This is a genomic window from Oceanobacillus chungangensis (genome assembly GCF_003369565.1).
Classification (GTDB): Bacteria; Bacillota; Bacilli; order Bacillales; family Amphibacillaceae; genus Oceanobacillus; species Oceanobacillus chungangensis.
The window spans coordinates 162,936-186,570 of the sequence record NZ_PIOD01000011.1; the positions used below are offsets into that span (position 1 = coordinate 162,936).

A 23,635-nucleotide genomic window follows, 5' to 3' on the forward strand; every position below is an offset into this window, starting at 1 on the left:
CAACTAATTATGTAGTAAAAATGACGGTGACTGCGAAATGCAACCATTTACCGATGAAATCAGCAAAGCTTTTAACTGAACATTGATACAAGAAGCATTAAAATTATAGAAACAAGCTTAAATAACATATTCGTCACTTCGTACTTTTCGAATCTTTAATTCACTTGTTATCGGATCAAACTCTATCGTCCTACCGGAATTACCACCCACATCAGAGGATACAATTGGTATTTCAAATCCCTTTAACATTTCTTTTACCATATCAACATTTCGAGCACCGATTCGCATCGTATCAGAGTTTGACGTAAACTGAAACATTTGAGCTCCTCCGGCGATTTTTGCTTTTAACCGCAGTTTACTTGCACCATTTCGAACTAACTCATCCACTAGGATCGGAATAGCAGTGTCAGCATATTTAAATGCATTTAAATTAGTTTGCTTTGTATGTGATGAATCAGGAAGTAGTACATGGGCCAATCCTGCAATTCTCTTCGTATCGTCATAAACAACGACCCCAACGCAAGAGCCGAGACCTAGTGTCCGGATTGTATCTGGTGCTTTTACAAACTTCAAATCTGCAATGCCAACTCTTATCACTGTTTGATTTGAATTTTTCATAGATGTTCACTTATTCCTAACGCTGTAAATAATTTTGATAATGCCTCTGGGTGTGGAACAAAAAAGAAATTTCCATGGATGCCATCTTCAAGATTACTACTCTCAATCTTCGTATCAATAATAATCGCATAATCAGAAACCTGTGAGAGTTCAATTATTCCCATTGTTAAAACAGCACCAGCCATATCGATGCTTAGATGTGGTACAGATGGCTGCATATTAATATTCGTAAAATCCGATAATGCAGTAAGATATGAACCCGTTACTATATTTCCAATTTCTTGCAGTGCAGATAACGTCACTTCATTCACCGAATGATTATCTGTCAATGAAAAGTCGTGGTTATCAGTTAAATTCCTGACTAACATTTCCGCTTCTTCTACTTTCAAAATAAAATAAACAGTCCCAGGAACTTCCCCGTTAATTTGAAAGAGCAGCGCAACAACTAACTCTTCGGGACCACCAATCATTTCCATCATCTGATCAAAATCGAGAATATTAACAGAAGGAACTTGCATATTAATCTTTCTATTCGTTAACTTTGCCATCGATGTTGCAGCATTTCCTGCGCCAATATTTCCAATTTCTCGTAAAAGGTCCTTTTGAGTACCCGTCAAGTTAAAATATTCCATTTGCTCAGTCTTCCAAGAATACTAAAGATTCATTTGCTTCCATTTTTAATACCTTTTGTAAATTAAGCAGTACTATTAGACGATTATTGTATTTGGTCACACCATCAATATAATCAATATCAATAGAACCAATAGCAGCAGGCGGTTGTTCGATCATTTCTTCTGGCACATCAATAATATCATTTGCAGCATCAACAATTAATCCCACTTCCATCTCAGGCAGTGTAACAATGATAATGCGTGTCGATTCACTGACTGCAATTTCTTCCATACCAAAACGTAATCGTAAATCTATTATTGGTGTAACAACACCTCGAAGGTTTATTACTCCTTTAACAAATCCAGAAGTTTGTGGAACCCTTGTAATTGTATGCATCTTCTCAATAGCCCCTACCTGGTCTACTGGTAATGCATACTCTTCATCTTTTAATTGAAAAACAATAACTTTTCCATCATTTGTAATATCTTTCTCCATCATGGTTTCCTCCCTAGCGTTTACTTCAAATTTCTCTCTAATTTTACTAGCATTTCCCCTACATGATGCAGTGGGACAACATGATCAACTAATTTGGTGTCAGCAGCTGCTTTCGGCATTCCAAATACGATTGCTGTTTCTTTTGCTTCTGACAAAACGATTGTTTGTGGATCCATTTCATTTAAGCGTTTGATACCCTCTGACCCATCATTCCCCATCCCAGTTAGTACAACAGCAATTTTATTTGTGCTCGTCAGCGTAGCGACGGAGTCAAATAGTTCATCTACTGCAGGACGATGTCCATTTCTTAAGGCTTCTTTTGATAATTTAATTTTTATTATTTGCCCTACTCTGACTACCTTCATATGGAAATTTCCTGGTGCAATATATGCCGTATTATTTTTAATTATCTCTCCATCTACGGCTTCTTTCACTTCTATTTTAGTCAAGGTATTTAAACGATTAGCAAGTGACTTCGTAAACCCTTGAGGCATGTGCTGTACAATTAATATTGGCGGAATAAAATCACCGGGAAGATCTGTCAATACTTGCTGTAATGCTCTAGGTCCACCCGTTGACGTACCAATTGCTATAATAGTATTATCGAAAATCTTTTTCGCTGTTTTCCTCGTTGTTACAGTATTGAATTTCCTTAACTGTTTAGACTTATTAAAATTAACTTGCCAAGCAGTGATAACTGTTCGGATTATCTCTTCCTTGATCGAAGTCAAATTTAGCGAAATAGGTCCTGAAGGCTTCATAATAAAATCTACGGCGCCTTTAGAGATAGCTTCAATTGTACTGGATGCTCCTTCTTCCGAGACACTAGATAACATTACGACTGGTAATGGATTCTTAAGCATAATTTCCTGTAATGCATCTATCCCATCCATCACAGGCATGTGAATATCCATTGTCACAACATCTGGGTTAAACATCTCGATTTTCTTCAGACCATCTTCACCATTACGTGCTGTCGAAACTACTTCAATACGTGGATCACTAGATAATATATCCGTGATAACTTTTCTCATAAATGCGGAATCATCAATTATGATAACTCGAATCGGTTTCATCATTTTACCTCTCCAATAGCATTTGTTTTAACCTCTGGATAAATGAAGTTTCTTTTGTATTACTATTTTTTGTAATGTTTAAATAGTTATAAGTCAGTGCTTGCATCGCTTTTGATATTTTTGACTGCCTATTAAACAATATAAATGGGGTCTGTTTAATTACGGAATTAGTGACGCTCTTATCCTCTGGTAAAATACCGAGTTTCTCAATTTCGATTTGCAGAAACTGCGATACAACTTGCTTAAATCTTTCCAATGATTGTTCTCCTTCCTTTTGTGAGGAAGAGCGATTCATGATAACTGATAGAGGCATATCTCTGTTACTACCATTAACAAATTTTATCGCACTGTATGCATCCATAATCGACGTTGGTTCTGGTGTCATAACGACGATACATTCATCCGCTGCAAGAATAAAGAATAAACTTTCCTTCGTCACTCCCGCACCCATATCAAAAAGAATATAGTCATACAGTTGAACAACATCATTGTATTGTTGATAAAAGTGATCCTTCTTCCCTTCATCTAACGAAAAGAATTCATTAACACCGGATCCTCCTGCTATAAACCCCAGGTTCTTAGGTCCTAGTTCAATAATATCGTGTATCGATTCATAGTGATGGAACAAATCAAAGACTGACTTCTTTGCATGCAACCCTAATAATATATCAATGTTTCCCATTCCAACATCTAAATCAATCAGCAGTACTTTCTTTCCTTCATTTATTAATTCCAACGAAAAATTAACTGCAATATTGGATTTGCCGACTCCACCTTTACCACTAATAATACATAGTGTCTTCGCTTGCTTTGAATCACTTGATATTGCTAACTTTCTACGTAAGCTTGCAGCCTGATCATGCATCACCAAAATCACCTACAAGAAGTTCTGCAATTCGTTCGGTAGATACTTTCATTAGATCATCAGGTACATCTTGTCCATTTGTAACATAGGCAACGCCTATCTGATTATCTATTACAACATTAAGCATACTACCATACTGCCGTGTTTCATCAAGCTTCGTAAAGATTACTTCTTTTACGGAAAGATGCCTGAATTGCTTATATATTTCTATAATATCTTGTGGTTTAGCCGTTAAGGATAGTACAACATACGTATCCATCGCAACTTGCATGGCCACACTTTTTTCTAATTCACGTACATATTTCTCATCTCGGAAGTTTCTGCCTGCAGTATCCACGAGAATGACATCATAATCGTGGAATTTTTCCACTGCCCGTTTATAATCAGGAATAGAATATGCTACTTCTAAAGGGATATTTAATATTTTCGCATATGTTTTCAATTGATCAATTGCCGCTATCCGATATGTATCTGTTGTTATGAATGCAACTTTTTTATGATCCTTCAATATCATATTCGCAGCAATTTTAGCAATTGTCGTCGTCTTTCCAACCCCAGTTGGACCAACAAATTGAATCACTTTTTTCTCATATGCGATACTGTTAAATGGTATATCCTGAAGCATTTCATTAATGAGCTCTTTCGTATCTCGCTTCACTGTATCCATATCAGCAGTAATTTCGGCTGCTTCATGCCTGGCAATTAGCGCATCGATAATTTGTCGTGCAATTGTAGAACTAATCTCATGATAGAGCAAATGCTGATACATTTCTTGATATTGTATCGGGTATTGATTCACTTTCTCGGCTTGATATTCCATCATTTTTTTAAGCTGCTTTAACTCACTTAAGACAATTGCACTTTCATTATTTGCTCTTTGCGGCAAAAAGTGGTCCAGCTTTTTTTCTTGCACCATTCTCTTCTCTTCTAATTTACGTTGCTTTGGCACAGAATCAAGTGCAGCAACTACTTCAATTCTTTTTTTCTTAAATAAGCCCAAAATGCCACCCTGCTGTATTTCTTGTGAATTTAATATAACAGCATCTGGTCCAAGTTCTTTTCGTATTTCTTTCATTGCTTCTAGCATTGTTGGCGCTATATACTTTTTCATCTTCATGCTACATTCACCACTCCAACACTTTGAACTTGTACATTTGGTTCTAGCTCATTATATGACAGTACGACAACCTGAGGTAAGAACCTGTCTAGTAACTGTTTTAAATACATGCGAATTGCTGGGGAACATAATATTATTGCTGTTTCTTCTTGAAGCGTTAGCTTTTCTACTTCTGCATGAACCGTTTTAATTATCGATTGCTGAGATTCCGGGTCTAAAGATAGAAAATTACCATGCTCCGTTTGTTTAATATTTTCAGCAATTATTTTTTCTACTTTTCCTGATACTGTGATCACTTTTAAGGACAGGTCATCAGCTGTATATTGCTTTGTAATTTGAGCAGATAATGCTTGCCTTACGTATTCCCCTAATAGCTCGGTATCGTTAGTTAACTTCGAAAAATCAGCCAGTGTTTCGAAAATGATTGGTAAATTGCGAATTGAAATACTTTCTCTTAATAATTTTGCAAGGACTTTTTGAATATCTCCAGTTGCAAGTGGCTCTGGTGTCACCTCATCAACTAAAATTGGATATGATTCTTTAAGGTGGTCAATTAACTGTTTCGTTTCTTGTCTTCCTAGTAAAATATGTGCATAATTCTTAATTACCTCAGTAATATGTGTCGAGACAACAGATGGTGGATCCACCACTGTATAACCTGACAATTCAGCTTCATCCTTTATTTCTTCGCTTATCCATTTAGCTGGCAAACCAAATGCAGGTTCTTTCGTGTCGATACCTTCAATTTCGTCGTCATCAATACCTGGAGCCATCGCTAAATAATGATCTAATAGTAATTCACCTGAAGCTACGACATTCCCTTTAACCTTGAGCCGATACTCATTCGGATTAAGTTGAATATTGTCACGGATACGCACTACTGGAATAACGATTCCAAGTTCTATCGCTAATTGCCTGCGAATCATCACAATTCGATCCAATAAGTCCCCACCCTGATTTGCATCTGCTAATGGAATAAGTGCATAACCAAACTCAAATTCTATAGGATCCATACTTAATAGATTCACTACATTTTCCGGGGATCGCATCGCAGAACTTTCAGCCTGTACATCTTCCTCAATATCTGCTATTTCTGGTTCATTAGACTGTTTTAACAACATGTAACCGCTGATTGCTAATAATCCCGCAAGTGTTGTAGTTAATAAGAAATTAATAGGAGTAATTACTCCTATTAGAAACATTGTTCCAGCAGCAATAAATAATAATTTCGGGTATTGCGTTAGCTGTCCTGTTACTTGTGTGCCCAAATTTCCTAAACCACTTGATCTAGTCACTACAATACCTGTTGCAGTTGATACTAATAATGCTGGGATTTGACTTACTAACCCATCACCAACAGTTAGACGAGTAAAGGTTGTAACAGCTTCGCCAACTGGCATTCCCATTTGCATCATTCCAATGATAATTCCAAATACGATATTAATAATAACAATAATGATACCAGCAATTGCATCGCCTTTAACGAACTTACTGGCACCATCCATGGAACCATGAAAATCCGCTTCTCTTTCCACTTTTTCACGTCTTTCTCTTGCTTCTTTTTCGGAAACTAGACCAGCATTTAAGTCTGCATCAATAGCCATTTGCTTTCCTGGCATCGCATCAAGGGAGAACCTTGCTGCTACTTCAGATACACGCTCCGAACCTTTCGTAATGACTAGGAAGTTGATAATGACTAGTATGATAAATACTACAAAACCAACTAATGGATTATCACCAATTACGAATGATCCAAACGTATCTACAACACCACCAGCATCTCCTTCTGATAATATCGCTCTTGTCGTTGATACATTTAGTGCTAGGCGAAATAACGTTAATAATAAAATCAATGTAGGAAATACGGAAAACTGTAACACTTCCGTCGTATTCATTGATACTAAAATAACAATTAGGGACAAGGTTATATTCACTAAAATAAGTATGTCTAATAGCCATCCCGGTAATGGAATTACTAGCATCATTATTACTACAATTACCGCTACAAGAACGGATAAATCTCGTACTTTCATGGATGACTCTCCTCATTGCTTAAGCTTTTTTCTCTAGTCGGTAAACATATGCCAAAATTTCGGCAACTGCCTTGTAAAATTCCTCTGGTATGACATCACCAATTTCAACGGCTTTATATAAGGCCCGCGCTAGCGGCCGATTTTCAATCATGACGACATCATGTTCTTTTGCAATTTCCTTAATCTTTAATGCCGTTTGATCAACACCTAGTGCAATAACATATGGTGCGCTTGCTTTTTGCTCATCATATTTTATTGCAATTGCGTAATGCGTCGGGTTCGTAATAACTACATCTGCATTTGGCACTTCGCTCATCATTCGTCTTGTCGCTGCTTGCCTTTGTTTCTCTTTAATCTTAGATTTAATTAATGGGTCACCTTCCATATTTTTATACTCATCTTTGATATCTTGTTTTGACATTCTCAAGTTTTTTTCATAATCAAAACGTTGGTACGCATAATCAAGTATGGCTAAAAATAATAATGCAATCGTCGCAGAAATACCCATTGTCGTTGTGACCGTACCGAAAAAAGATAGTGCATTCTCTGCCGTCGTAAAGGCGGTCATTAGCATCTCATCCTTATATATCCAAATGATAAAGAATGTGATTGCACCGATACAAACAATTTTTAATAATGATTTTAATAACTCTACTAAAGCTCGGATTGAAAATATCCGTTTGGCACCTTGAATGGGATCAATTCGCTTCAAATCAAACTTTAGTGATTCGGTTGTAAATAAAAAACCTATCTGTAAAAAATTTGAAGCAAGTGCTGCGATAATTGCAATTATAAATATAGGAGCTACCATTTTCATAAGCTCAAAGACTGTTATTAAGAAAGTTTGCATTACACTAGAGACGGTAACTTCTTGATCTATATAATTTGTAAAAAATTGTTCATATAGTGTGGTCATATGACCTAATATATAATTACTAAACAGAATTAAGGTAACAAGACAACTTAATAATAAAATCGCCGCATTAACATCTTGGCTTTTTGCCACTTTACCTTTTTTACGTTCATCTTGTCTTTTCTTTGGAGTTGCCTTCTCAGTCTTCTCACCTGCAAAAAACTGTAATTCCATTTTTAGTTGCAAGTTAAGCACCTCCGAATAATTGCATTAACCCACGCATCGTCTTAAACATCGTATCAAATAAATACTGTGCTAATGACATATAAAGCGGTAGAAATATTAAAAGTGCGACTAAGCCTACGATTATTTTCAGTGGCAGCCCAACAACAAAAACATTCAGCTGTGGAACCGTTCGTGCAATTATACCTAGCGCAATATCAACTAAAAATAAACAACCAACAATAGGCAGCGCAATTTGAAAAGCAATAATAAACATATTATTAAACGAATGGATAACAAAATCAGCAATTGATTTATTTTCAAATGGAATAAAAGTATCTATTGGAATGAATTGATAACTATTATAAATTCCATCGATAATTAAATGATGACCATCGATTGATAAGAGAAATAATAATGATGTGATATTCAAAAACTGTCCACTTATTGGACTTTGAGTCCCTGTTTGTGGATCCATTACATTGGCAATCGCAAATCCCATTTGAAAATCAATTAACCCCCCTGCTACTTGAATAGCAGAAAGAATTATAAACGCGATAAGTCCAATTAACATTCCGACAATTATCTCTTTCATAAGCAGCAAGAGGAACATCTCGTCGATCGCAATCAAGGACGTATCAACTGTATAGAACATTGTTAATGCTAAGAAAAAGCTAAATCCAATTTTATATTGAACTGGAATTGTACGATAAGAAAATAAAGGCATTGTAACAAAAAAGGCCATTACCCTTACAAAGATTAATAGAAATACTGGTAGACTATTCAAATTTATTAATTCAAGCATAATTTACCCCACAAACTGGTTTAAGCTTTGAAATATTGATGCAGTAAACTCTACCATCGTTGTTAACATCCATGGACCGAGAAATATTAGTCCAACTAATACTGCAATAATCTTCGGGACAAAGGCCAATGTTTGTTCTTGAATCTGTGTTGTAGCTTGGAAAATACTCACAAGCAGACCAACAGCAAGGGCCAAAATTAATAAAGGTCCTGTTACAAGTAACAGTGTTGATATTGCATTTTCTGCCAATGCCAAAACGTATTCACTACTCATTTACCTTATAGCCCCTTTCATCCTGCTAAAAACCATCTAACAACGAATGTGTAATTAAATACCAGCCATCTACTAAAACAAATAATAAGATTTTAAATGGTAATGAAATCATTACTGGCGGTAACATCATCATCCCCATTGACATGAGAATACTAGCAACAGCCATATCAATAACCAAAAACGGTATGAAAATCATAAAGCCCATTTGAAATGCTGTTTTTAATTCACTAATCGCAAAAGCTGGAACTAATGTCGTTAGCGGAATATCCTGGATTGTTTCAGGCTGTTCAATTTGTGAGTAATTTAAAAATAATGCTAAATCCTTTTGTCTTGTGTGGCTAGCCATGAAATCTTTTAATGGTGTACTGGCATTGTCATATGCTTCGTCCAATGTTATTTCTTCTGCAAATAAAGGTTCTAATGCTTCCTCATATACTTGATTAAATATTGGTGCCATGATGAAAAAGGTCAAGAATAGTGCAAGACCAATTAAAACTTGGTTTGGCGGCATTTGTTGTGTACCGAGTGATGTTCGAACAAATGACAATACAATAATGATCCTTGTGAAGCTCGTCATCAAAATTAAGATTCCTGGCGCTAATGATAAAACTGTTAGTAATAAAATTAATTTAACAGATGTCGCTACATTTGAGGGGTCAGAGCTCGAAAACATATCAACAAATTCATTCATTATTATCTTCCTTCTGCTCTTGCGTTTTAATCAATTTCTCTCTGTTTTTCTTTAATTCATCAAGTTCGTTAGAAAACAACTTTTTGAACTTCTTGCCATCTGTAGCTTTATTGTCATCTGTTTTCAATTGGAAAATCGAGCTAAAAAGCGAACTAGAAATGAAATCATTTGTAAGATTCTCATCTTTATGTAATAGACCTTCTTTCACTTCTTCCTCTGTAATTTCCATTAACAGCTCGATATTATCACCAACACCTAGTAGGAAAACTTGATTGCCAACCCTTACCAGCTGAATCGTTTTATTTTGCCCGAGAGATATGCCACCTAATTTTTCTAATGCTTTTACTTGATTATTTAATAATTTATTACGTTTATTTAAAAATCTTAATAGGAAGTATATAAGAGCTAGTACTAATACTAGGGCAAAAAACATCCTCACGATAGACAGTGCGAGTGCTTCTGTATTATCCCCGCCTGTTAAAAGTTCTTCATTTTCTTCTTTACTATCACTATGTAAGTTATCATTCATTTCATCACAATCAATATCTTTCTCAATACAATCCTTAGCGTTCGATGTTGCTGCCACTACTGTAATACTAGGAAATACATATAGTGACAGAACAACGGCAACACATAAGTAAACAATGATTTTAAATTTCAAGATACTCACTCGTTTCTTAATTTAAAGCTTTTTGGATTGCCTCAATTACACGATCAGCTTGAAACGGTTTTACAATAAAATCCTTCGCTCCAGCTTGTATTGCGTCAATAACCATTGCTTGCTGCCCCATCGCAGAGCACATAATAATTTTTGCTTCAGGGTTAAATGCTTTGATATTTTTTAAGGCAGTGATTCCATCCATTTCAGGCATCGTAATATCCATTGTTACTAGATCAGGTGAGAGTTCTTTATATTTTTCAACAGCTTGTGCCCCATCCTGTGCTTCACCAACAACTTCAAAGCCATTCTTAGTTAAAATATCTTTAATCATCATACGCATAAATGCTGCATCATCTACTACTAAAATTCGTTGTGCCATTATAATTCCCCCATAATTAGTTATTTTAATTTCAATAAACGATCTGGCTTACTAATAATATCCGTCACCCGGACACCAAAGTTCTCATCAATTACCACTACTTCGCCCTCAGCGATTAATTTATCATTAACAAGAATATCTACTGGTTCACCTGCTAGTTTGTCTAGCTCAATAATTGAACCTGATGTGAGATCGAGAATATCCTTAATAGATCGTTTCGTCCGACCAAGCTCAACGGTAATTTTTAAAGGAATATCAAGGAGCATATCCAAATTTCTTTGTTCAGATTGATTTAATTCCACTTTTTCAAAGTTAGAAAATGATGCTTCTTGAATTGTTGCCTGTTCTGCACCTAACTGATTTCCTAAAAATTGCGGTACCTGAGCTACTGGTTGTTCAGCAGATTGCTTATTAGTTGATGCCGTTTGTGGAACTGATTCTATTTTAGGATCTATAGTTCTTTCCAAAGTTTCTATTGTAGCTGCAACTTCAGTAGTTAAGTTTTCTGATTCTCTATTTGTATCTTCATTCAATAATTGATCAACTAACTGCTTAGCAAATTGCATTGGCATTAGTTGCATCATATCCGAGTCAATCAAATCTCCTACCATTAATCGGAATGAAACTCGAACATAGGCCTCCTCATCAAAGAAAGTTTCGTTTGTTACGGAATCATCTAAAATGGATGGAGGTGAAATGTCTACTTTCCTGCTAAAAATGGTAGACATGCTAGTTGCTGCTGCACCCATCATTTGATTCATTGCTTCTTGGACAGCACTTAAATGGATTTCATTCAATTCCGTATCCGGACTTGTTCCGTCTCCTCCAAGCATAATGTCTGCGATAATCGCAGCATCATTTGCCTTAATAATGAATACACTTTTACCTGTAAAACCGTCTGTGTAATTCACTTGGATACTTACGGGCTGAAATGAAAATGCTTCTTTCAGTTCACTATTTTCAATAACAGCTACACGAGGTGTAGTAATTTCCACTTTTTGATTCAGCAAGGTTGATAGTGTTGTTGCAGAACTACCGAATGAAATATTTCCAATTTCACCTAGTGTGTCAACTTCAATACTGGATAGATAACCTTGTGAGTCAGATTCTTTTTCCTCTACGTTATCGTTATCAGAACTTATGTTTAATAATGCATCAATTTCGTCCTGAGACAGCATACCGTCATTCATTATCTTCATTCACCCCTTTAATTTCTTCCAATACTTGCACAGACATTTTGTTTTTATACTTTCCTGGCTGTACTTTAAATTTAGGTTTATCATTAATTACTAATGTAAGTGGATCATCTATTGGTTGGTTCAACGCAATAACATCTTGATTATTCAACTTTAAGAACTCTTGAATTGATATCGTCGTCTCACCCAATATTGATTTTACATCTATTTGTGTTTGTTGAATATGTTTTGTTAATTTATTATAGCTTTCTGAATCTCGCTCTTTATTCGGAGATTGCATCCAATAATGGGCAGATAATTTCGAAATAATTGGTTCGAGTAAAATATGTGGTATACAAATATTAATCATCCCACTTGTCTCACCAATTGCCGTTGATAATGAAACTACAACAACCGTTTCATTAGGAGAAATCATTTGTATAAATTGTGGATTCTCCTCGAAATCCTCTAATCTCGGATGTATCTCCGTAACTGATGACCATGCTTCCGTCAAACTTTCTTCTGCTTTTTCAAACACTTGCCTTAACAGTATTTTTTCAATTTCCGTTAATCCTTCATTTTTATAAGTGCTACTTCCTTTTCCACCTAGAATCCGATCTAAAATTGCATATGCGATGTTCGGGTTAATTTCCATAATTAGTCTACCATCGAGTGGCTCGACGCTGTATATATTTAATATCGTCATTTTAGGAACAGAACGAATGAATTCTTCAAACGGTATTTGGTCTACTGAAGTCACTGAGATATTAACAAACGATCTAAATTGTGTTGAAAAGAATGTCGTTAATAATCGTGCATAATTTTCATGTATTCTTGAGATACTTCTTATTTGATCTTTGGAAAAACGTAATGCTCGTTTAAAATCATAGACACGAACCCTTTTTTCCTGCTCTTCTTTTTTTAATTCTTCGGCATCCATTTCTCCTGAACTTATAGCAGATAACAATGCATCAATTTCATTTTGCGAAAGAATTTCGTTCATTACAAATACTCACCTCCAGATTGGAGTATCTATCTACTATTGCAGAATTTTATTTATCGTATAGACAGCTGTTATGCTGCCATCCTTCATTACTTCATTTAATTTCGTTCTTAATATATCCTCTAGATTTCCAAGACCTGATTTAAAATCTTCTTCATTCATTACTGCCAGTTCTTTAATAATAATGTTTTTTAACTGGAATTCTCTCTTGGTTACTTCCTCTTTTGCTTCTTCACTATCAGTTAAAATTTGAAACTGAATCCGTACAAAGCTGCCATCTTCAAGGTCGGTGGTAATTTCTGGAGATTCATAGGAATATTCAACTACTTCGTCAATTGTTAACTCTTTACCTTGAACGTTTTCTTTAGGAGAATTCAATACTACTACTAGCGCAGCAACAGCAGCGATTAGTAATATTACGAGAAAGATTATGAATGCTTTAATTGACCTACTCACTTTCTTCACCTGCTTCAATATGAATTCTTTGTAATCCAATAGTTTGATAATATGCTGTTATTAATTGAACCACTTCTTTTTCAGGGTTCTTTACCACTAGCTTTTTGCCATTAAGCAAAGTTATTGTTGTATCTGGCAAAGACTGAATTTGTTCAATCAAAACGGCATTTAATGTAAACGGTTCTCCGTTTAAACGCAATAATTGAATCATAATATTGGCAGGAGCGCACTACTAGAATTGTAGGCACTCCCTACCCCCTTATTATCGTTTTAAGTTTACTAATTCCTGCAAGATTTCATCAGAAGTTGTAATAATTCTAGTATTTGCTTGGAATCCACGTTGTGCTGTTATCATTTCAGTAAATTCTTCAGCAAGGTCAACGTTGGACATTTCTAGGGAACCACTTATTACGGAAGCTACACCTTCGGATTCCGGAACTACAAATTGCGGTGTTCCTGAGTTTTCACTTGCTAAAAAATGATTACTACCATCTTTAAGTAGTCCTGCTGGATTAGCAAAATTCGCTAATGCTACCCTACCTGCAATACCAGTATCTCCGTCAGCATCAATATAGTTTACTACGCCATTAGACTGCACATTAAAACTTTGTGCATCCGTCGGTATTGTAATAGTAGTGTATCTATAACTATTATCGGGATTTAAGACAGGTTCCCCATTTGGGTCAACTTCAAATCCAATCAAATATAAACCTTGAGGATTTACAATATCGCCTGATTCATCTAAATAAAAGTTTCCAGCCCGAGTATAGGATACATCAGAATCTGTTAATACAGGTTGCAAGTCACTTGCAACAACAAACATTCCATCACCCTCTAGGGCAAAGTCTAAAGGATTATTCGTTGTTTGACGAAATCCTTGTGTTTGAATATTATCTATTGATCCTAATTGAGAACCGAGTCCTACTTGTGCGGGATTAATACCTCCGCGTGTATTTGTTGGTCCTTGTGCACCACTTGTAGTTTGTGCCATCATTTCTTGGAAAGTAACTCGTCCTTTTTTGAAACCTGATGTATTTACATTGGCTATATTATTCCCGATAACATCTAATTTCGTTTGAAAGTTTTTCATTCCTGAGATTCCTGCATACATTGAACGTAACATTTCTCATTTCCCCTTTATTGGTTTAATTTAATTTGCTGTATCAATCAGTCAACAGCTATAATGGCCTCCCAATTGGGTCCAGCCTAGTCATTAATTAAAATCGTACCATTAATATTAGTAAAAATTCGACCTGTTGCTTCTTCCCGGTCCATTGCTGTTACAACGGTATTATTCTTTGCACTCACTAAAAGTGCTGCATTGTTCATAACTACTAATGAATCTGTAATTCCTTTTTGTTTCGCTTCTAGCATTTTTACTTCTAATGTTTGCCATTGTTTCTCATTTAATTGGATATTTCTTTCATTCATACGTTCGCTCGCATGTTTACTAATTTTTAATGTCTGCTGCTCTGCTAATACATCTTTAAACGAGGACTTTGGCCCAAGATTACTCGCCTTTTTTGCAATAGGTAATTGTAATGCATAGTGCTGTGCTACTTGATGTATCCGATGGTCCATACTTACATCTCACCTCCTATTCTGTAACATCCTCCTCAGAATCCGGGGTACTAACTTTTAATGCCGCATCAGCATAAATCTTTTCACCATTTTCCAGTTCTAACATAGCCCAGCCTTCATTTTGACTGACTGCTACAACAGCACTAGCTTTTTCACCAAGAGACTCACCAGTTATAGGGTCATATGCTTGATAGGTAACTTCCTTCCCAATCATATGGCTGTATTGGATAACAGGAGATATTAATTGGCTTTGAACAAGATTATCAATAGAACTTGAGATATTCATCATTTGCTCAAGTGATGTTAATGATGTCATTTGTTCAATCATTGCCTGGCTGTCCATTGGTTGGGTTGGATCTTGATTCTGCATTTGTGTCATCAAAATTTGAAGAAAACCATCTTTATCCAATGTTGGTTTCGGCTCTCTCATTGCCTTCTGATTTGATAAATATAATGACGGATCGATTGTATTCATCTAATTCACCTAAACTTTCTCATTCATTAACATCTCACGAAATTGACTTTCAAACTCATCATCAGCATAACGTTGTTCATGATGCTCTTGATGGTTCGATTCACTTTCTTCCTTCTGATTCATTTGTTGTTCTTTTGATTCTTTCATTTGCTCACTATTTTGCTGCATCATTGATTCTTGCTTCTCAATTACTACCTGGTTTGGCGCAAACATATGCTTCAATTGATTAATATTGGACTCTAGTATTTCTTTCGTTGCCTGAGTTGTTACCATAATCTTAACCGTCATTTCACCATCAATTTGTATTAAACGGAGTCTCATTTCACCCAAATTATCTGGATTCAATGTAATTGACAATTGATTTGTACCATTAGGCATTGTTAAAAATTTACTAGATTTTACTATCGATTGAAACTTTTCCATTACTTCTTGAGTAGTGGATTGCAAATCGCTTGTTAGAGTTCGATTAACGTGAATTGCATGTTGCTCCAATTTCTGCATTGATGTTGCTGGCATAAATTCAACTGTTTGATTCAATACTCGTTCGGATTGTGATTGATTTTCTAATGATTTTGCTGCCCACTTTATAACATCCTGGGTAGTAACTTTAGAGTCCATATCGTACATTTGCTTTGCAGCAATATCCTGTCTTTTTTGAAAAACTTCTACTAAATTCTTCCAGATTAATTGTTCTCTTGACCCATCATTTTTCCCTATTAATTGTGGTGCTGAAGGATCACTGGATTTATTATTCTGTTTTTCTATTGCTGACCATTGCTGCAGTAGCTCTAGAAGCTTATGAGCAATTTTAGGAATGTCCTTTTCACTTTGAACTTGAGATAAAAGGTTTTGTACGTCCGTGTATACTTTTGCTAATTGCTCTTGAACTGCTGATGAAGAATTCCTCGGTTGTGGTGCTGTAGCAAGATTATTTTCAAATATTTTAGTTTTCTCCACATTTTGATTGGGATTCTCCATAACTAAATCGTTCTGCTCTGCCGTTTCCCTAATGCGGGAAACTAATGATGCAGGATGTAGATTCCCCAAATTGTAATCATCAAGCTGTTCATCAGTTTCTAACACTTCTATTCCCAAACTCATTGATGTATTTTCTACTCCATAATCTTCAGTGGATGTAGATGGCATCGAAAGTGCATTTTCTTGTTTATCTTCCGGAAAAAGTGAAATAGATTCATCCATCAAATCCGTTGATATCGTTTTTGGCTCGTCCTGTGAATTTAGCTGATCCACCTGACCTAACCTATTATCTAGGGAATTATTTAGGTTCATTGATTCTTTTACTTCTGCTTTTATTTCATTCCAAAGCTTCAATGAATCAATGTCAACACCAAAATCCTTTGTTGATGTAACTGCTTTTAACCCTTCTTTGTTTTGATCACGCATAATCAATGCTAGTTCATTTTTGTTTAAGTTAAACATGCTACCTATTTCAAGATCTGAAGTATTTGTTAGAGCTTGAGGTAGTTCTGACTCTGCTGTGTTATGTTCGTTTGTCAATACATTTTGAAAGGTATCGTGCCCATTACTTAAATTTCTTGTATTATGTTGACTCATCATATTATTTGCTGATTGTTTATGTTGAAAAATCATATCTAGCGTGTTCACTTATTCACCTCCCCCTCAAGAACATTAATTTAATTCTCTGTCGCTAATAATAATTCTGTCAGTTCAGCTGCAATCTTTGGATCCATCTCTTGCAAAATACTTCCTCTTACTTTATTTGAAACAGCTAACAGAATTGCCACCGCAGTTTCTCTATCAAGACTCTCTAATATTGCAGCAGATTGTTTACTATCCATTTCCTTATAGGCATTCGCAACTAGCGCTACTGAATCATTTTCTTGCTGCGATCCATCTTCTTCTTCACTTGTAGCAGTTGATGTACCTTCTTGACTATTTTCGTTTTTTACTATTTCTTGTTCTAATTCATCAATCGTAGACTCAAGAATACGTATATCTTGATTTAAAACTTCAATTTCGGTATCTTTTGCTTCGATTGTGGACTGGACATTATCCGTTTGACCTTCTCTTTCAGAAGTATCTGGTTCGGATACTTCTGAGTTGATACCGACTTTCTCCTTTGTCCAATCCATCACACCCACACCCGCTACTTCTAAAATAACTATGATTAGTGTAGCAGCAACGATAATAGGGATTATTATTGCAAAAAGAAACCATATAATTGGTTTTCGTTCCTTCTTAACTTGGTTCGATCCATTCGCTTGTCCTGCCATTTTCTCACCCATTTTTGTGGCTTAAATATTGATTCATGGAAATTTCATCCATAAATGATTTTTCCAATTGCTTAACTTTATTTGCTTCTGTTTCTTTTCGTAATTCAATAATTTTCTCGAATTTCTTTACTTCAACATGTGCATCGGTTAGTTTTAATTGTTTTGCTTCCATATCAGTTCTAGCTTTTTGTACATTTTTCTCAACCAAAATAATTTGGTTATTTAACTGTTCAATGTAATTTACTTGATCGATAATTTTATTTAATGCTGTTGTTGTTTGGATATACCGATCATAAGTTTCCTCAGCCGCTTCTTTTTTCTTTAACAAGATATATAGCTCTGATGCAGCTCTCTCGAATACATCCATTGCTTGGTAATAGATTTTTTGCGCAGCTTTTTTTTCATTCTCACGTACATGTAATATTTTCGAAAAAACAACCGTTTCGGCCATTAATTGATGCCTCCATTTAACAATACTTTCATTGTTTCAATTGATTCACTTAATGTTTTATACTCAAAAACATCTTGTTTTAAAAAGGCTTGAATCGATGGATAATAAGAAATTGATCGATCAATTTCCTGATTTGTACCTCGTTTATATGCACCAATATTAATTAACTCACGATTTTCCTCATATGTAGCAAGAATTGTACGAAGCTCTACCGCTACTTCCTTATGCTCCTTATCCACAATTTGGTTCATCACACGACTAATGGATTTAAGTACATTAATAGCAGGAAATTGTCCCCGCTCAGCTATCTTTCTGTCCATTACAAAGTGTCCATCTAAAATTCCTCGTACTGCATCGGCAATCGGTTCATTCATATCGTCACCATCGACTAATACTGTATAAAAAGCTGTAATGGTTCCATACTCATTTGTTCCAGTTCGTTCTAAAAGCTTTGGTAAAATTGAGAATACAGACGGTGTATAACCCTTTGTTGTCGGTGGTTCGCCAATCGCAAGACCAATCTCTCGTTGAGCCATTGCAACACGTGTTACTGAATCCATCATCAAATTAACTTGATAGCCCAAGTCGCGAAAATATTCTGCAAAGGCTGTTGCTGTATATGCTCCCTTAATTCGCATTAAAGCTGGTTGATCTGATGTAGCAACAACGACGATAGACTTTTTCAACCCTTCTGGTCCAAGGTCCTTTTCAATAAACTCTCGTACCTCACGACCACGTTCACCAATTAAAGCAATAATATTTATATCTGCCCCACTATTACGAGCGATCATTCCGAGTAATGTACTTTTCCCTACACCACTTCCAGCGAAAATCCCTACTCGCTGTCCTTTTCCGACGGTTAGTAACGAATCAATTGCTTTGACACCAACTTGGATCGGCTCAGCAATTGGTGGACGTAACATTGGATTTGGTGGAGCATTTTCTGTCAAATAATTTGTCAAGCCTTTAGGCAATGGGGATCCATCTAACGGCTTTCCTAGAGAATCAACAACGTTACCTATCATACCGCGTCCAATTTTAACACTTAAAGATTTCCCAGTAGATTCTACAATGCTGCCGGGACCAATTTCTGTCACCTCAGAATATGGCATAAGGATAATTCGCTCGTTGTTAAATCCGACAACTTCAGAGAGTATCGGCTTTTTCCCATTATTGGAAGTATGAATATAACAAACATCACCGATATTGGCTTGAGGGCCTAGTGATTCAATCATCAAGCCAACAACCCGTAACACCTTTCCATAGTACTTATATGTATCGGCCTTTTCTATGGCTGAGACATAGTCTATTAATTTCATCGCTTATTCTCCACCCGATAGTTCTAATAATACATTACGAATTTCGTTTAGCTGAGTATCAATGCCTGCATCAACTCTCCCAAATGGATGTTCAATTATGCATGCATTTTCAGATAAATCTTCTCTCACATAAAGTGATAATTTTGATTCATTTTCCAATAAATTAACAAGTTCCTGTTTTTGCTCAAAGACTGTTTCATAATTCATTGGATGTAAAAATATTGAAATTGTCGATCGATCCTCTATTTCTTTAATAGCTGCTTTAACCAGCTCTAAAAAGGTATCAGGATTCCCGGTAATCGTCGATTTAATAATTTTTTCAGCTACTTTAACTGCCAATTGTGCTATCATTTCCTCACTTTTTTCAAGTGTTGCATGATAATCTTTCGTTGTTGTTTCTACAATGGCATTTGCCTTATTTAAGATTTCTTGATATTCAATACGAATTTCAGACTTTCCAAGTTCAAACCCGGCTGAATAGCCTTCTTCTTTTGCTGATTCAATCCACTTTAATCTTTCCAGTTTCCATGCACTTTTTTCATTCTCTATTTCTACCTTTGTTGCTTCAAGCAATGATTCTTTTTTATCATTTAACTCCGCAAGCTCAGCATTCGCCTTTTGAACTTCTGTATGTATAGTTGCTACATCTTCCTCTTTGATCAATTGCCTGTTCTGTTGTTCATCTCTTCTAAGTTCGATTGGCTTAATTTCAATAATTCTACGGTTTGAATCCAGTGATTGGCCAAATTTAGACAATGATATCGTCTCCTCCACCACGCGCAATAACTATTTCACCAATATCCTCTAATCTTCGAATAGTCCCTACAATTCTCGTCTGTGCTTCTTCCACATCACGTAGTCTAACAGGTCCCATATATTCCATTTCTTCCTTAAACGTCTCAGCCATCCGTTGTGACATGTTGGTAAAGACGATTTGCTTAACTTCATCACTAGCAACTTTCAGAGCAAGACGTAAATCATCATTTTCTACTTCACGGATAACACGCTGGATCGCACGATTATCTAGAATTACGATATCTTCAAATACAAACATCCGCTTCTTGATTTCTTCAGCAAGTTCTGGATCCTGTACTTCAAGTGCATCAAGAATTGTTCGTTCTGTACTGCGATCAACGCCATTTAATACTTCGACTACTGCAGCAATTCCACCCGTTTGAGTAAAGTCTTCTGTGATAGAGGAGGATAGATTTCTTTCTAAAACCTGCTCAACTTGACTAATTATCTCTGGTGAAGTAGAATCCATCGTCGCAATCCGTTTAGCAATATCTGCTTGCATTTCCTGAGGTAAGGAAGAAAGAATTTGCCCCGCTTGTTCTGAATCAAGATAAGAAAGTATAAGTGCTATCGTTTGAGGATGTTCTCCTTGTATGAAATTTAATACCTGCTGTGGATCAGCTTTCCTTGCAAAGTCAAAGGGTCTTACTTGCAGCGAGGAAGTAAGGCGATTAATAATATTAGAAGCTTCTGTTTTTCCAAATGCTTTTTCTAATACAGTTTTAGCGTAGCCAATACCTCCTTGCGAAATATAGTCCTGTGCAACAGCAACTTGATGAAATTGCTCAATAACATCTTCTTTTAAACTAGAATCTACTTTTTTCACAGAGGAAATCTCTAAGCTAAGCTTTTCAATTTCCTCTTCCGTTAAATGTTTATATACTTGAGCTGAAACATCTGGACCAAGAGAGATTAAAAGAATTGCTGCTTTTTGTTTCCCGCTTAATGCACCTTTTTGTCTTGCCATCTAACAATCCTCCTAATCCTGTCCCATCCAACTTCTTAAAAGTTTAGCAAATTCTTCAGGTTTTTCTTTTGCTATTTTTTCCAATTGTTGTCTTCTGATATCCGATTCTGTTTGTTCCGCATGTTGAATGTCTGGAACCTCAGCAATAACAGTTTCAGTTTCCATCAGTTCTTCTTCAACAACCTCATCCTTATTTCGATTTCGAATAAGAAGTACGATTAATAAAATAATAATTGCTAATAATATTCCACCTACAACATACATCCAAGTTTGGATAAACGGTGTAGTTGCTTGCGGTGTCGTTACACTGCCAGTGAACTCTTGAAATACAATTGAAGTGTTATCAGTTGTTGGTACATTTTCAAATTCATCATCGATTGATGTTGCAATAATCGAATCTAAAATTGATGAAATACCTTGTTCGACTGCATTTTGATCTTGCGTAGATAAATATTCAAGCTCTGAACCCTTGGAATCTCTGACACTATCAACAGCAACTTGAATACCTAAATCCCTAATTTTATATGGGCTTTCTACAATCTCTTTACGAATACGATTAAATTCATAATTGATTGTTTCTTTATCAAGCTCATAATCACCATTACCATCACCATTTTGAGTGACTTGGAAATTTGTTACATCCTCTTCACCTGCTCCTGGAACGCCACCTTCTGCAGCATTGCCAGTATAGGATTCCTGAATTGTTTCTAAACTTACAGGAAGTCCTTCCATATTCTCAAGATCCACAGGTTCCACTAGCTCTTCTGCTCTATTTTCTTGAGTGAAATCAACATCAGCAGTTACGGAAACAATTACGTTGTCCATTCCTACCATCATGCCAATCATTTGCTGCAGTCTCTGTCTAATGTCACGTTCGATATCTTGTTTTACCGCTTGTTGACTGCTATAAACATCCTGTGCAGCAAGACCTGTATCTGACATCCGATCAAAATATTCAAAATACTGATTCATGATGACGATATTATCTGCAGGCAAATTTGGCACAGCTTTTGAGACAAGCGTATACAGTGACTCAATCTGATTGCCTTTAAACTGATATCCTTGCTCTGTCGTTAATACAATAGATGCACTTGCTTCCTCTGATGTTTCATTTGCAAAAACCGGCTTTTCAGGCATGTTAATCATAACTTGGGCATTTTCAATCCCATCAATGCCTGTAATCAAGTTGGCCAGCTCCGACTGCATTGCATCGAGCTTCATTATATTAAACTCATTATCAGTTATTCCAAAGGAAGAATTCTCACTAAAAAAAGAATAGTCTATGTTTCCACTGCTTGGTATGCCTTGACCCGCTAAATCAACTAGCAGTGTATCAACCTGTTCTTCCGGTACAGATATCGTCGTCCCACCATCGTCCAACTCATAAGGCACACCTCTTGAATCTAATTCCGTTTTGATTTGTCCCACTTCTTGCAATGACAAGTTATTATATAATGTGACAAATTTTGTATTATTAACAAACAGGGATATTCCGATTATTAATAGTACAACAATTGCGACAGACCCTATAAATATCCCTTTCTGGCTTTTTGTTCGCTTCGTCCAGAAAGTAGTGATATTTTCTCTCCATTTGGTTATCATTTCATTCATATGTTCCCCCACCAACGTGCAATATGTTCACAATCTAAGTTTGATATACTCTTTCTTGAAATTCGTTATCTACCTATACTTGCATTCGCATTACTTCGTTATAGGCATCGATAACCTTTTTCTGTATTTGCACGGTAGCTTCAAGTGTAATACTTGCTTTTTGTGCTGTAATCATTACATTATGTAAATCATCAATATTTCCAGTTGCCAATGCTTCTGTAGCTTTATCTGAATCCATCTGAACATCGTTTAAATTTTCAATTGCACCTTTTAATGTATCAGCAAAACTTGTTTGAGCTACTTTCGGCGTAATCGACACATTTCGACTTAATTCTTGTGTTGGATTCAGCTGTGCTATATTGCTGAATATTGTATTCATTATTTAGGTCCCTTCTTATTTGCCAATTTCTAATGCCTTCATCAACATACTTTTACTAGCATTTAGTGCTGTAATATTTGCTTCATATGATCTTGTAGCACTCATTAAATCTACCATTTCTTGTAAAGGGTCTACATTTGGCATTTGAACATACCCAGCTTCATCTGCATCTGGATGTGTCGGATTATAAACAACCTTAAACGGCTCATCATCTTCCCTAATTTCCGAGACCGTTACATTTGATGTTGAGGCATTTTTATTCGTTGCATATTTTAAAATAGAATTAAAATTATTCTCACCAGATTCCATTACTACTAGCTTTCTTCGATAGGGTTCATACTCTCCATTCTCATTTACAGTTGCCCTTGTAGTTTGTGCATTTGCGATGTTTGAGGATACGACATCCATCCGCAATCGCTGGGTTGTTAATGCACTAGCACTTGCATTAATTGCATTAAAGATTGACAC

29 protein-coding genes are annotated in these 23,635 nt (G+C 35.9%); all 29 read right to left on the reverse strand.

Going from position 1 to position 23,635, the window contains the following annotated elements:
- Positions 1 to 117 precede the first annotated feature (117 nt).
- A complete protein-coding gene (locus tag CWR45_RS10845; RefSeq protein WP_115749880.1) occupies positions 118 to 618 on the reverse strand; it encodes a chemotaxis protein CheD in 501 nt (166 codons plus the stop codon).
- Positions 615 to 1,250: a chemotaxis protein CheC gene (locus CWR45_RS10850; RefSeq protein WP_115749881.1), complete on the reverse strand. Its 636-nt coding sequence runs from the start codon at positions 1,248 to 1,250 to the stop codon at positions 615 to 617. The genes CWR45_RS10845 and CWR45_RS10850 overlap by 4 nt, the downstream gene beginning before the upstream one ends.
- 4 nt (positions 1,251 to 1,254) lie before the next feature.
- Positions 1,255 to 1,725, reverse strand: coding sequence for a chemotaxis protein CheW (locus tag CWR45_RS10855; RefSeq protein ID WP_425453619.1), 471 nt, complete (start codon positions 1,723 to 1,725; stop codon positions 1,255 to 1,257).
- Positions 1,726 to 1,745: 20 nt separating this feature from the next.
- Positions 1,746 to 2,804 (reverse strand): protein-glutamate methylesterase/protein-glutamine glutaminase, encoded by a 1,059-nt coding sequence (locus CWR45_RS10860; RefSeq protein ID WP_342770177.1) that lies wholly within the window; start codon positions 2,802 to 2,804, stop codon positions 1,746 to 1,748.
- A 1-nt stretch (position 2,805) separates the two neighbouring features.
- On the reverse strand, positions 2,806 to 3,666 hold the full coding sequence (locus CWR45_RS10865) for a MinD/ParA family protein (protein ID WP_245975414.1): 861 nt from the start codon (positions 3,664 to 3,666) through the stop codon (positions 2,806 to 2,808).
- The gene (flhF, locus tag CWR45_RS10870; protein ID WP_115749884.1) at positions 3,659 to 4,783 is read right to left on the reverse strand and encodes a flagellar biosynthesis GTPase FlhF; all 1,125 of its coding nucleotides are present in this window, start codon (positions 4,781 to 4,783) and stop codon (positions 3,659 to 3,661) included. The genes CWR45_RS10865 and flhF overlap by 8 nt, the downstream gene beginning before the upstream one ends.
- Complete coding sequence (gene flhA / locus CWR45_RS10875) at positions 4,780 to 6,816, reverse strand: flagellar biosynthesis protein FlhA (protein ID WP_115749885.1); 2,037 nt, start codon at positions 6,814 to 6,816, stop codon at positions 4,780 to 4,782. The genes flhF and flhA overlap by 4 nt, the downstream gene beginning before the upstream one ends.
- 19 nt (positions 6,817 to 6,835) lie before the next feature.
- Complete coding sequence (flhB, locus tag CWR45_RS10880) at positions 6,836 to 7,915, reverse strand: flagellar biosynthesis protein FlhB (RefSeq protein ID WP_115749886.1); 1,080 nt, start codon at positions 7,913 to 7,915, stop codon at positions 6,836 to 6,838.
- A 1-nt stretch (position 7,916) separates the two neighbouring features.
- Entirely contained in the window at positions 7,917 to 8,696 is a 780-nt protein-coding gene (gene fliR, locus CWR45_RS10885) for a flagellar biosynthetic protein FliR (RefSeq protein WP_115749887.1), read from the reverse strand.
- 3 nt (positions 8,697 to 8,699) lie between these two features.
- Positions 8,700 to 8,969 carry a flagellar biosynthesis protein FliQ gene (fliQ, locus tag CWR45_RS10890; protein WP_115749888.1) on the reverse strand — a complete coding sequence of 90 codons (270 nt, stop codon included), beginning with the start codon at positions 8,967 to 8,969 and terminating at the stop codon, positions 8,700 to 8,702.
- 25 nt (positions 8,970 to 8,994) lie between these two features.
- Positions 8,995 to 9,660, reverse strand: coding sequence for a flagellar type III secretion system pore protein FliP (fliP, locus tag CWR45_RS10895; RefSeq protein WP_115749889.1), 666 nt, complete (start codon positions 9,658 to 9,660; stop codon positions 8,995 to 8,997).
- Positions 9,653 to 10,321, reverse strand: a complete 669-nt coding sequence (locus CWR45_RS10900) for a flagellar biosynthetic protein FliO (protein WP_115749890.1) — start codon at positions 10,319 to 10,321, stop codon at positions 9,653 to 9,655. The genes fliP and CWR45_RS10900 overlap by 8 nt, the downstream gene beginning before the upstream one ends.
- Before the next feature lie 16 nt (positions 10,322 to 10,337).
- Entirely contained in the window at positions 10,338 to 10,700 is a 363-nt protein-coding gene (gene cheY, locus CWR45_RS10905; protein WP_115749891.1) for a chemotaxis protein CheY, read from the reverse strand.
- Between the two features lie 20 nt (positions 10,701 to 10,720).
- Complete coding sequence (gene fliY / locus CWR45_RS10910) at positions 10,721 to 11,893, reverse strand: flagellar motor switch phosphatase FliY (protein WP_115750099.1); 1,173 nt, start codon at positions 11,891 to 11,893, stop codon at positions 10,721 to 10,723.
- Positions 11,883 to 12,878 (reverse strand): flagellar motor switch protein FliM, encoded by a 996-nt coding sequence (gene fliM, locus CWR45_RS10915; RefSeq protein WP_115749892.1) that lies wholly within the window; start codon positions 12,876 to 12,878, stop codon positions 11,883 to 11,885. Before fliM ends, fliY begins: the two co-directional genes overlap by 11 nt.
- 36 nt (positions 12,879 to 12,914) lie before the next feature.
- On the reverse strand, positions 12,915 to 13,334 hold the full coding sequence (fliL, locus tag CWR45_RS10920; RefSeq protein WP_115749893.1) for a flagellar basal body-associated protein FliL: 420 nt from the start codon (positions 13,332 to 13,334) through the stop codon (positions 12,915 to 12,917).
- On the reverse strand, positions 13,327 to 13,545 hold the full coding sequence (locus tag CWR45_RS10925; protein ID WP_115749894.1) for a flagellar FlbD family protein: 219 nt from the start codon (positions 13,543 to 13,545) through the stop codon (positions 13,327 to 13,329). The genes fliL and CWR45_RS10925 overlap by 8 nt, the downstream gene beginning before the upstream one ends.
- Positions 13,546 to 13,596: 51 nt before the next feature.
- The gene (gene flgG / locus CWR45_RS10930; protein WP_115749895.1) at positions 13,597 to 14,457 is read right to left on the reverse strand and encodes a flagellar basal body rod protein FlgG; all 861 of its coding nucleotides are present in this window, start codon (positions 14,455 to 14,457) and stop codon (positions 13,597 to 13,599) included.
- 83 nt (positions 14,458 to 14,540) lie between these two features.
- On the reverse strand, positions 14,541 to 14,915 hold the full coding sequence (locus CWR45_RS10935) for a TIGR02530 family flagellar biosynthesis protein (protein ID WP_115749896.1): 375 nt from the start codon (positions 14,913 to 14,915) through the stop codon (positions 14,541 to 14,543).
- 16 nt (positions 14,916 to 14,931) lie between these two features.
- On the reverse strand, positions 14,932 to 15,390 hold the full coding sequence (locus tag CWR45_RS10940; RefSeq protein ID WP_115749897.1) for a flagellar hook capping FlgD N-terminal domain-containing protein: 459 nt from the start codon (positions 15,388 to 15,390) through the stop codon (positions 14,932 to 14,934).
- Between the two features lie 9 nt (positions 15,391 to 15,399).
- Positions 15,400 to 17,016: a flagellar hook-length control protein FliK gene (locus CWR45_RS10945; protein ID WP_115749898.1), complete on the reverse strand. Its 1,617-nt coding sequence runs from the start codon at positions 17,014 to 17,016 to the stop codon at positions 15,400 to 15,402.
- Positions 17,017 to 17,045: 29 nt separating this feature from the next.
- Positions 17,046 to 17,645: a MotE family protein gene (locus CWR45_RS10950; protein ID WP_170138842.1), complete on the reverse strand. Its 600-nt coding sequence runs from the start codon at positions 17,643 to 17,645 to the stop codon at positions 17,046 to 17,048.
- Between the two features lie 4 nt (positions 17,646 to 17,649).
- Positions 17,650 to 18,096 (reverse strand): flagellar export protein FliJ, encoded by a 447-nt coding sequence (gene fliJ / locus CWR45_RS10955; RefSeq protein ID WP_115749900.1) that lies wholly within the window; start codon positions 18,094 to 18,096, stop codon positions 17,650 to 17,652.
- Positions 18,096 to 19,415 carry a flagellar protein export ATPase FliI gene (fliI, locus tag CWR45_RS10960; RefSeq protein WP_115749901.1) on the reverse strand — a complete coding sequence of 440 codons (1,320 nt, stop codon included), beginning with the start codon at positions 19,413 to 19,415 and terminating at the stop codon, positions 18,096 to 18,098. The genes fliJ and fliI overlap by 1 nt, the downstream gene beginning before the upstream one ends.
- A gap of 3 nt (positions 19,416 to 19,418) precedes the next feature.
- Entirely contained in the window at positions 19,419 to 20,171 is a 753-nt protein-coding gene (gene fliH / locus CWR45_RS10965) for a flagellar assembly protein FliH (protein WP_170138843.1), read from the reverse strand.
- A complete protein-coding gene (fliG, locus tag CWR45_RS10970) occupies positions 20,164 to 21,177 on the reverse strand; it encodes a flagellar motor switch protein FliG (RefSeq protein ID WP_115749903.1) in 1,014 nt (337 codons plus the stop codon). The genes fliH and fliG overlap by 8 nt, the downstream gene beginning before the upstream one ends.
- Positions 21,178 to 21,189: 12 nt before the next feature.
- Positions 21,190 to 22,788, reverse strand: a complete 1,599-nt coding sequence (gene fliF, locus CWR45_RS10975; RefSeq protein WP_115749904.1) for a flagellar basal-body MS-ring/collar protein FliF — start codon at positions 22,786 to 22,788, stop codon at positions 21,190 to 21,192.
- 73 nt (positions 22,789 to 22,861) lie between these two features.
- Positions 22,862 to 23,167, reverse strand: a complete 306-nt coding sequence (fliE, locus tag CWR45_RS10980) for a flagellar hook-basal body complex protein FliE (protein WP_115749905.1) — start codon at positions 23,165 to 23,167, stop codon at positions 22,862 to 22,864.
- 15 nt (positions 23,168 to 23,182) lie between these two features.
- The gene (flgC, locus tag CWR45_RS10985) at positions 23,183 to 23,635 is read right to left on the reverse strand and encodes a flagellar basal body rod protein FlgC (protein WP_115749906.1); all 453 of its coding nucleotides are present in this window, start codon (positions 23,633 to 23,635) and stop codon (positions 23,183 to 23,185) included.